This is a genomic window from Agrobacterium sp. Ap1, assembly GCF_017313375.1.
In the GTDB taxonomy this organism is placed as follows: Bacteria; Pseudomonadota; Alphaproteobacteria; order Rhizobiales; family Rhizobiaceae; genus Neorhizobium; species Neorhizobium cellulosilyticum.
Genome location: NZ_JAFLMY010000035.1, coordinates 26,579 through 34,971, shown reverse-complemented (window position 1 = coordinate 34,971; position 8,393 = coordinate 26,579). Strand labels below are relative to the sequence as shown.

Here is an 8,393-nt window from a genome sequence, read left to right as displayed (position 1 = left end):
AAAGCTGAGCGGAAACCGGTAATAGAGCCAGACCGCATGGGCAATGATCTCGGCGGGGAAACGGTGGCGTCTAAAGTTAGCAGGCGAGATCTCGGTCATGGTCACTGAATACCAGCACGGTCACAACAAAGTCGTTAAGCCGACGCTACCTTCCTTTGAGTTTGGTCATTTTGTTTTCCTAGACGGATGTTGACCGGCAAAAGATCGCAGATGGCAGGTCGATCTACGAAGCAGAGGAAACTCATTTTTCAGCCATAAGGCGAAAATCGCCGCGACCCCAGACACAGAAGCGAGCAAAGTTATCTACTCATCCAATCAACTGACGAGGGGCTAGCTCGGAAAGGAGAGGCTGTACCTCTATCTGATCAGCACTAGGATTTACTTCGGTTCAGCGTCTAATCTAATTGACCGGATGCCATATCCAGATTTCCACTTTCTTGAGAAAGAAATTCTATCTTTCGATACAAATCTGCGGTGTGATCCTTTGTGCGGCGCTCTTCTGGGACCTAGTTTCGATATAAACGCAGGCGCTAGAGCAAAAATGAATCAAGCCACTCGTGTACAGAATCCTCACGTTCACTCTGAATTCAGGGCCACGCCAGACAGCCTGAAATCCGTGATGAGACAGGTTGCCGGGACAGTTTCCGTTATTACTGCAGGCGTAGGCGACGCAAGAACGGGCGCTACGGTGACGTCGGCGACCGCGCTCTCCGTCGATCCGCCAACCATGATCGTCAACATAAACCGATCATCATCGACTTGGCCCGTGCTTGCGTCGCACAATCATTTTTGCATCAATGTCCTTGGTGTCGAAGATCAGGCCGTAGCCCACAGATTTTCTGGAGCAGATGGCTTGAAAGGCGTGCAACGATACGAGGGCGCGCAATGGACAACACTTTCAAGTGGAGCAAGCGCACTGATCGGGGCGCTCGCTTCCATAGACTGTGAAGTCGAAGAGGTTTTCGAGCGGCATAGCCATGCCATAATCATTGGTCGCGTACTTGCGATCCAGCTCCGCGGCGGTGCACCTCTCCTTTATTCTCAAGGTAGATATCAGTCTCTGAAACCGTGATAAACCGAACTATTTCGCTGCATGCGAAAGGTGCACCGAGCCAGTAGCATCAAGGGGACGCTTCGAAGGTCTTCGAAGAGAGGGAGGCACGAGATTGGCAATGGATACGCTGGATCGTAAAATACTGAGCGTATTGCAGCGTGACGCTTCCCTAACTGTGACTGATGTCGCGAAGATTGTCGGCATTTCGTCAACGCCCTGTTGGCGGCGGATCCAGAAAATGCGCGATGAGGGCGTCATAACAGGTAGCGTAGCATTGTTAGATGGGCGCAAGATCAACGCAGGTATCACAGCTTTCGTATCAGTTGTGACGGCAAGTCATTCCGGCGAATGGTTGAAGCGGTTTTCGGAGGTCGTAAATGACTTACCGGAGATCACGGAACTGTACCGGTTAAGCGGCAATGTCGACTATTTGCTCAAGGTGATTGTGCCGGACATCGCAGCCTATGACAAATTTCACAAGCGCCTGACGGAGAGGATCGACATTCAGTCCTCGTCACCCAGGTTTGCCGTTGAGCAAATCAAGAGCACGACAGAGCTCCCACTCGAATATCTCCGCATCAAGTAGCTTGCCTTCTAGAGACCGTGCCTACGTTCCCGTGGCATTAGGTCCTTGAGGGAGCAGCACAGCTTATGCCGCATCTGGTGGCGTCGTTCGCTCGGCTTCATAGAAGAGGGGCGGCTAAATGCTAGCCGCCCAAGTTAGGAGGCTGCACACCTCTGGAGAGGAACTGACAACGAAAGAAAACCACTATCGCTGCTATACCAAGGCTACGCGGAGCACGTAAGCAAATGAAGAAAAGTTCATGCGTAATATGTCGCGGTTGAGAAAGGGATTTGCGGAAGTTCAACAGCTTCTTGTTTATCAGCTATCACTGCGACTTGGACGGTACGCTATCGAGATTGAGCACGGCACGAAGATGGGCCGCCGCAGCCTTATCCGCCTGCGGCTACCCGTCGTAGTCGCAGGGTCTCTTCTCAAGGAGGGATGATCTCAGGAATTATTTTTTCGCTCTGGCGGTCAAATACCAGGAGTGCGTTTCTTTAGTCTACAATTTTACTAGATAACATGATCTCCATCAATTCGGGGCGCTCCCTGCCTCGTTGTGGAGAGGAATATCATGGTAATTCCATCGACAGCTTCCAGCATTGCATCTCCTTCCGCCTCCCTCGAACTCGACGCCGACGTGCTCGTCATCGGCGGTGGCCCCGCCGGCACGTGGGCGGCGATATCGGCCTCCGCCAAGGGAGCAAAGGTCGTACTCGTCGACAAGGGCTTCTGCGGCTCGTCCGGCGCAACGGCACCTTCGGGCACCGGCGTGTGGTATGTGCCACCAGACCCTGCCAAGCGCGCGGCAGCCATGAACAGCCGCTGGGATCTGGGTGGAAGACTTGCCGACCCGGCATGGATGCGCCGTACGCTCGATCAGACCTATGCGAATGTCAATCAGCTGGCCGAGTGGGGCCATCCATTCCGCAATGACGAGAACGGCCAGTCCATCCGCCGAAGCCTCGACGGTCCGGACTATATGCGCCTGATGCGCAAGCGCACGAAGTCGGCGGGCGTCAAGATTCTCGATCACAGCCCGGCCATGGAACTGCTGCGTGATGAAAGCGGCGCAGTTGCCGGTGCGGCAGGTATCCGTCGCCAGAAGGGCGACACATGGCTCGTTCGCGCAGGCGCTGTCGTCATCGCGACCGGCGGCTGCGCATTCCTCAGCAAGGCGCTCGGCTGTAACGTGCTCACCGGTGACGGCCTCCTTCTGGCAGCGGAACTCGGCGCGGAAATGTCCGGCATGGAGTTTTCGACGGCTTATGCCATGGCCCTTGAAGGCGGTTCGGTGACCAAGACGCGATTCTATGATTGGGCCTCGTTCACCTTCGAGGACGGATCGCCGATACCGGGTGCGGCCTCCAAGGGGGGCCGATCGGCAATCGCCCGGGTTCTTCAGACACAGCGCGTATTTGCGCAGCTGGACAAGGCGGATGCCCAGACAGAGCAGGCAATGCGCTACGCCCAGCCCAACTTTTTCCTGCCGCTCGACCGGATGGGTATCGATCCCTTCAGACAGCGGTTCCCGGTGACATTGCTGCTGGAAGGCACGGTGCGTGGAACCGGTGGTTTAAGGCTTGTTGACAGCGGATGTGCGACAACGGTGCCCGGCCTCTATGCGGCCGGAGACGCAGCAACGCGGGAACTCGTCTGTGGCGCCTTCACCGGCGGCGGAAGCCACAATGCGGCATGGGCCATGTCATCCGGCTTCTGGGCGGGCAATGCCGCCGGCGACTATGGCCAGCGACACCGTGGTGTGACCCGCCGCTTTGTCCGTGCCGGAAGAGTGGGCGTTGCCGATGGACCGGCGCATGCCATCGATGCCGAGCAACTGATCGAGGCCGTGAAGGCAGAGGTTCATCCCTATGACCGAAACTATCTGCGCAGTGCCGCAGGACTGAACGATTCGCTCGGTCGTCTCGATGGCCTCTGGTCCGGCATCCGAACCGCCGGGGCTGCCTCGCTCCAAGACGTTCAGCGGACCCGCGAAGGGGTGGCAATGCTCGCCACATCGCGCTGGATGTATCGCAGTGCTCTCTCACGCACCGAAACACGTGGCATGCACAAACGCGAGGACTTCCCGGCGAGGGACGACAACCAGTTGCACTACACCACGAGCGGTGGCCTGGAAGAAGTCTGGATCGGCAAGCAGCGCGCGGCATCGCCGGAACTCGAGGTTCTGGCAGCATGATCGAGGTCATCAGCAACGACCGTTGCACGGGTTGCAACATCTGCGTCAACGTCTGTCCCACCAACGTATTCGACCTCAAGCCCGGCGGCATCCCCGTCATCGCGCGCCAGGACGATTGCCAGACCTGCTTCATGTGCGAGGTCTACTGTCCGGACGACGCACTTTATGTGGCCCCGCAGGCCACTCAGCTGACGGGCATCACGGCCGCAGAACTTGAGGCGCGCAATATCTTCGGCAGCTACCGCAAAGCCATCGGCTGGGTAAAAGGCGGCAGACCCCGCCCCAGCCATGAGGTCATGAAAAGCCTCGACCATCATTGATGAGCAAACCGGCGGCCGGTTGCGGCCAGCCTTTCCTAAACACGCATCGACAGGATCTTACCCATGCCATCAACACGCCGTACGTTTCTGGGGCTGGCTGCGACAACGCTTGCTCTTCCCACCACATTCTCGATTGTCCGCGCTCAAACCAAGCCACAGGTTATCAGGCTCGCCGGGCCGGGAAATGCCGCCGGCCGACCCTATGGCAACGGCTCGATCGGCATCCTGCGCGGCCTTGAGCTTCTCGAGAAAGAATTCGAGAAGGATGGTATCAGCGTCGAATGGCAGTTCCCACGCGGAACCGGTCCGGCAATCAACGAGGCCTTCGCCAATCAGCAGTTGGAATTTGCCAGTTATGGCGGATTGCCGAATATCGTCGGCCGAGGCGCTGGCGTGCGCACCATCGTTCTCGCGGCATCCGGCATTTCGCCAACCTATGTTGCGGTACGGCCCGCTGCCGGCATCAAGACGCTTGCCGATCTCAAGGGCAAGAAGGTCGCCTTCCAACGCGGAACCATCTTCGAGCTATCGCTGTCTCTGATCCTGGCAGGCGTCGGCCTCAAGAACGGAGATGTCCAGCTCTTCGATCTTCAGGGCGCGGATCAGACAGCCGCGATCCAATCCGGCGATGTCGACGTGATACTCGGCCAGGGTAATCAGGTGCTGGCCCTGGTGCAAAAGGGTTTGGTCGAGGTGCTCTACAGCACCAAGGGCCCGGCCCCCGGTTCGACATTCGGCTCGTTCACCGTGCTCGAAAGCTTCGCGAAGGAGAACCCGGACATCGTTGAGCGCGTGCTGCGTAGCTACGTAGAGGCGTCGCATTTCGCGAGCCTCGATGAAAACCGCGAAAAGCTCTATGACATTTGGGCGCTAACCGGCTCCCCCCGCGAGAGCTACGTGACGGACTATGCAGATGACGATCTGCGCGACCGAAATAGCCCCCTGATCGATGACTTCTACCGCACGAATATCAAGGCAGGTCTGGACTTCACCCTGGAGCAGAAGCTGGTGCGCCGTCCATTCGATGTTGACGAGTGGATCAAGAATGACCTGCTCACCAAGACACTAGCAGAACTGGGTTACTCCGAATTCTGGGCACCGCGAGCTGCCGACGGCAAGACGCCGGCCTGAAGGCCGGATCGAAGACCAATCCCGCAAGGTCGAAAACGCAGCGGCCAGCACCTCACGACGTAGTCGGACCGGGAGTGAGAAGCGAGCCGCTGTGCGCCGGACAGATGAAGGTGCCAAACATGGCTGATGTGACATTCAAATCCTATGCGATCACGGATCCCTCGCCGGAAAAGACCTCGGAGCGTGGACCGCGGGTCTTTGCTCCGTCCGGTCTTCGTCTCACAGGCTGGGTGGCAAAGCTCTTGCTCGGGCTTGCAGTGCCCCTGACCCTGCTCGCATTGTGGTCCTATGCCACCCGTCAGGAATGGTTGGCAGAACAGATCCTTCCCGATCCTCTCCTTGTCTACGATACGACGCTTGACCTTCTCGTGACCGGCCAACTGACGAGCGAACTGGCCGTCAGCCTCGGTCGTGTTCTTGCGGGGCTTGCAATCGGTGGCGGGCTCGGCCTGTTTTTCGGAGTGGCTTTCGGTCTCGTTCGGCCTATGGACATCTATGTTGCACCGACGATCCGCGCAATCTGCCTTGTTCCTTCACTTGGATGGCTACCCTTTTTCATGCTGGTCTTCGGCATTGGCGAGACGCTGAAGATCATTCTCATCGCCAAGACCTGCTTTCTGCCGCTTATGGTCGGCGCCTATGAAGGGATACGCTCCCGCCCCCACAAATATGACGATGTGGCGGATGTGCTCGAGCTGTCGAGGTTTGCCCGGATACGCTTCGTTGTCTGGCCCTCCATCCTTCCCGCGATCCTCACGGGGCTCAGGCAAGCGATGAGCCGAGGCTGGAAAGTGCTGATCCTGGTGGAGATGATCTCCTCGGCGGCGGGTCTCGGCTATCTGATGATGTGGGGGCGCAAGGCCTTTCAGCTGGACGTTGTCTTTGCCACTATCGTCGTGATCGGCCTGGCCGGCTGGGCTCTCGATTTCGCGCTTACCAAATTTCAGCACCGGATTACCGCCTGGTCCTTCCAATCGGCTGCGTGAGGAAAGCCCCATGACAACGTCGCCGAATGTAATTTCCCGGTCAGGCCTTCTCTGGCGGTCGCTCGTCCTGCCGGCCGGGCTGATCGTTCTTTGGTCGCTGCTCGATGCCGCCGGTATGCTGAACAGCGATATCCTCGTCTCGCCCGCTCAGTTGGTTGCCAGCGCCTACCAGGGGTTTGCCGACGGTTCGCTCCCCGGTGCGGCCCTTGCGACCCTGCTTCGCGCCTTCACGGGCTGGGTTATCGGGGCCTCCCTTGGGCTGGCAGTGGGACTTCTGATCGGATTGTCCGGCATAGCGCGGGGCCTTTTCGACCCATCGATCGCCAGTCTTCGTCAGATCGCGCTTTTTGCCTGGATTCCGCTTCTCAGCGCATGGTTCGGCAATGGCGAGGTTATGAAGATCATTCTTATCTCGCTTGGCGCATTCTTCCCGATGGCGCTCGGCACCCAGGCGGGCTGCCAGAATGTACCGGCATCCTACCGTGAGGTAGGCCGCGTTCTCGAACTGAGTCGCCTCGCCACGCTGACAAAAATCATTCTGCCCGCTGCAGTACCGGCCCTACTGACCGGCGTGGAACTGTCCCTGAACATCGCATGGCTCGGTACATTTGGCGCGGAATACCTGATCGGCACCGGTTACATCAACGGCATGGGTGACGGCCTGGGCGCGTATCTCGCGGCGGCCAGAGAATATGCACGCATGGACCAGGTCCTGCTTGGCGTTCTGTTGCTGGCCATCATCGGGCTCGGTCTAGATCGCCTGATTATCGGATTTTCAAGGAGGCTCATACCATGGCGGACGGCCTGACCATTTCAGCTGCCAAGACAATCTATACGGGATCTGTAACCATTGCGGACGTCTCAAAAACCTTCCAGGTGGAAGATCGCACGGTTCACGCCCTCGACAAGGTTTCCCTTGCAATCGAGCCCGGCGAGTTCATCAGCATTGTCGGGCCGAGCGGTTGCGGAAAATCCACACTGCTGCGCTTCCTCGCCGGCCTCGACAGGCCTGATAATGGCAGCGTGAGCGTGGACGGCGAAACGATCGAACGCCCGAGCCTCAAACGCGGCATCGTCTTTCAGGATCACCGGCTTCTCCCATGGCTCAATGTTGAGAGGAATATTGCTCTCGGCCTTCACTCGGTCGCGGGATCGGAACCAGCCAAGAATGAAAGGGTTCGCTACCTGATCGATCTCGTCGGCCTCAACGGCTTCGAGAAGGCGTTGCCGCATGAGCTTTCCGGCGGCATGTCCCAGCGCGCGGCGATTGCCCGCGGACTAGCGCCTCGTCCACCACTGCTCTTGCTCGACGAGCCGCTCGGTGCGCTGGACTCGCTCACACGCAGCCAACTTCAGGACGAACTCCTGGCTATATGGGAGCGCGAGAAGAGCACGGTGGTAATGGTGACGCATGACGTCGAGGAAGCTATATATCTGTCGGATCGGGTCATCGTGATGGAACCTCGGCCGGGGCGGATCGCACGGATTTTCGACATCCGGGGTCCACGCCCGCGCCATCGCGATGACGCAGGCTTTGTCGCCATTCGACGCGAAATCACCGACCTGCTGGCGCAGCGAAAAGCCCGCTCTGGCCAGTGAACGGCGGTCGCGCCTAGCCTCATATCAGGCCTTTTACACGGGGTTAGGTGTCGACTTGCAGTACGTCATTGAACCGATTGAACGCCCCACAAAGTGCGATCCGCCACGTGAGCTCAACGAGCTGCGCATCGCTGAAATGCACTTTTAGATCCGCAATGACCTGATCACGAATACGATGCCAATCGCTCGACACGGCGATTGCATATTCCACCACCTTGCGATCCAAATCCGTCAGGCCGCCGAATGTCCTCAGGTCCTCCAGTGTTTCGACACCATCGATGTTCAATCCGGCAACCGCGAGCTTGGGGGCATGCTGGTCGACGCAAAATTCGCATTTGTTGACCAATGAGACGGCGATGATCCCAAGCTCCAGATAGCGCTTATCCAGAACGGCTTCGTCAGAAAGTTGGGTGAGAAGCCTCCACATATGCTCAAAGACGGGCAAGCGGTTCGCCATGACGCCTGCCTGTACTTCGAACGGCCCGTATGACCTCATCTTGTCCCATAGCGGCTTGAGATCTTCGGGAAGGGCGTCGCGTTG

Annotated in this window: 9 protein-coding genes and 1 pseudogene; 8 read left to right on the top strand and 2 right to left on the bottom strand. The window is 58.2% G+C overall.

What is annotated here, in order from left to right:
* Positions 1-99 (bottom strand): annotated as a pseudogene (locus JZX87_RS29170) (IS6 family transposase); the annotation flags it as partial.
* Between the two features lie 442 nt (positions 100-541).
* On the opposite strand from JZX87_RS29170, the gene JZX87_RS29165 reads away from it, so the two are divergent.
* The 8 genes from JZX87_RS29165 to JZX87_RS29130 all read left to right on the top strand — a co-directional run bounded on the left by JZX87_RS29165 (position 542) and on the right by JZX87_RS29130 (position 7,852).
* Positions 542-1,072, top strand: a complete 531-nt coding sequence (locus tag JZX87_RS29165) for a flavin reductase family protein (protein WP_174011704.1) — start codon at positions 542-544, stop codon at positions 1,070-1,072.
* Between the two features lie 100 nt (positions 1,073-1,172).
* On the top strand, positions 1,173-1,640 hold the full coding sequence (locus tag JZX87_RS29160) for an Lrp/AsnC family transcriptional regulator (protein ID WP_174011707.1): 468 nt from the start codon (positions 1,173-1,175) through the stop codon (positions 1,638-1,640).
* A 553-nt stretch (positions 1,641-2,193) separates the two neighbouring features.
* Complete coding sequence (locus tag JZX87_RS29155) at positions 2,194-3,816, top strand: FAD-dependent oxidoreductase (protein WP_174011710.1); 1,623 nt, start codon at positions 2,194-2,196, stop codon at positions 3,814-3,816.
* Positions 3,813-4,136: a 4Fe-4S dicluster domain-containing protein gene (locus JZX87_RS29150; protein WP_174011713.1), complete on the top strand. Its 324-nt coding sequence runs from the start codon at positions 3,813-3,815 to the stop codon at positions 4,134-4,136. Before JZX87_RS29155 ends, JZX87_RS29150 begins: the two co-directional genes overlap by 4 nt.
* A 63-nt stretch (positions 4,137-4,199) precedes the next feature.
* Positions 4,200-5,267, top strand: coding sequence for an ABC transporter substrate-binding protein (locus JZX87_RS29145; RefSeq protein WP_174011717.1), 1,068 nt, complete (start codon positions 4,200-4,202; stop codon positions 5,265-5,267).
* Positions 5,268-5,386: 119 nt separating this feature from the next.
* Positions 5,387-6,253, top strand: a complete 867-nt coding sequence (locus tag JZX87_RS29140) for an ABC transporter permease (RefSeq protein WP_206829333.1) — start codon at positions 5,387-5,389, stop codon at positions 6,251-6,253.
* 10 nt (positions 6,254-6,263) lie between these two features.
* The gene (locus JZX87_RS29135; protein ID WP_174011723.1) at positions 6,264-7,061 is read left to right on the top strand and encodes an ABC transporter permease; all 798 of its coding nucleotides are present in this window, start codon (positions 6,264-6,266) and stop codon (positions 7,059-7,061) included.
* Positions 7,046-7,852 (top strand): ABC transporter ATP-binding protein, encoded by an 807-nt coding sequence (locus JZX87_RS29130; RefSeq protein WP_174011726.1) that lies wholly within the window; start codon positions 7,046-7,048, stop codon positions 7,850-7,852. The genes JZX87_RS29135 and JZX87_RS29130 overlap by 16 nt, the downstream gene beginning before the upstream one ends.
* A 43-nt stretch (positions 7,853-7,895) precedes the next feature.
* On the opposite strand, the gene JZX87_RS29125 is transcribed toward JZX87_RS29130, so the two are convergent.
* Positions 7,896-8,309, bottom strand: coding sequence for a carboxymuconolactone decarboxylase family protein (locus JZX87_RS29125; protein ID WP_286195175.1), 414 nt, complete (start codon positions 8,307-8,309; stop codon positions 7,896-7,898).
* Between the last annotated feature and the right edge of the window lie 84 nt (positions 8,310-8,393).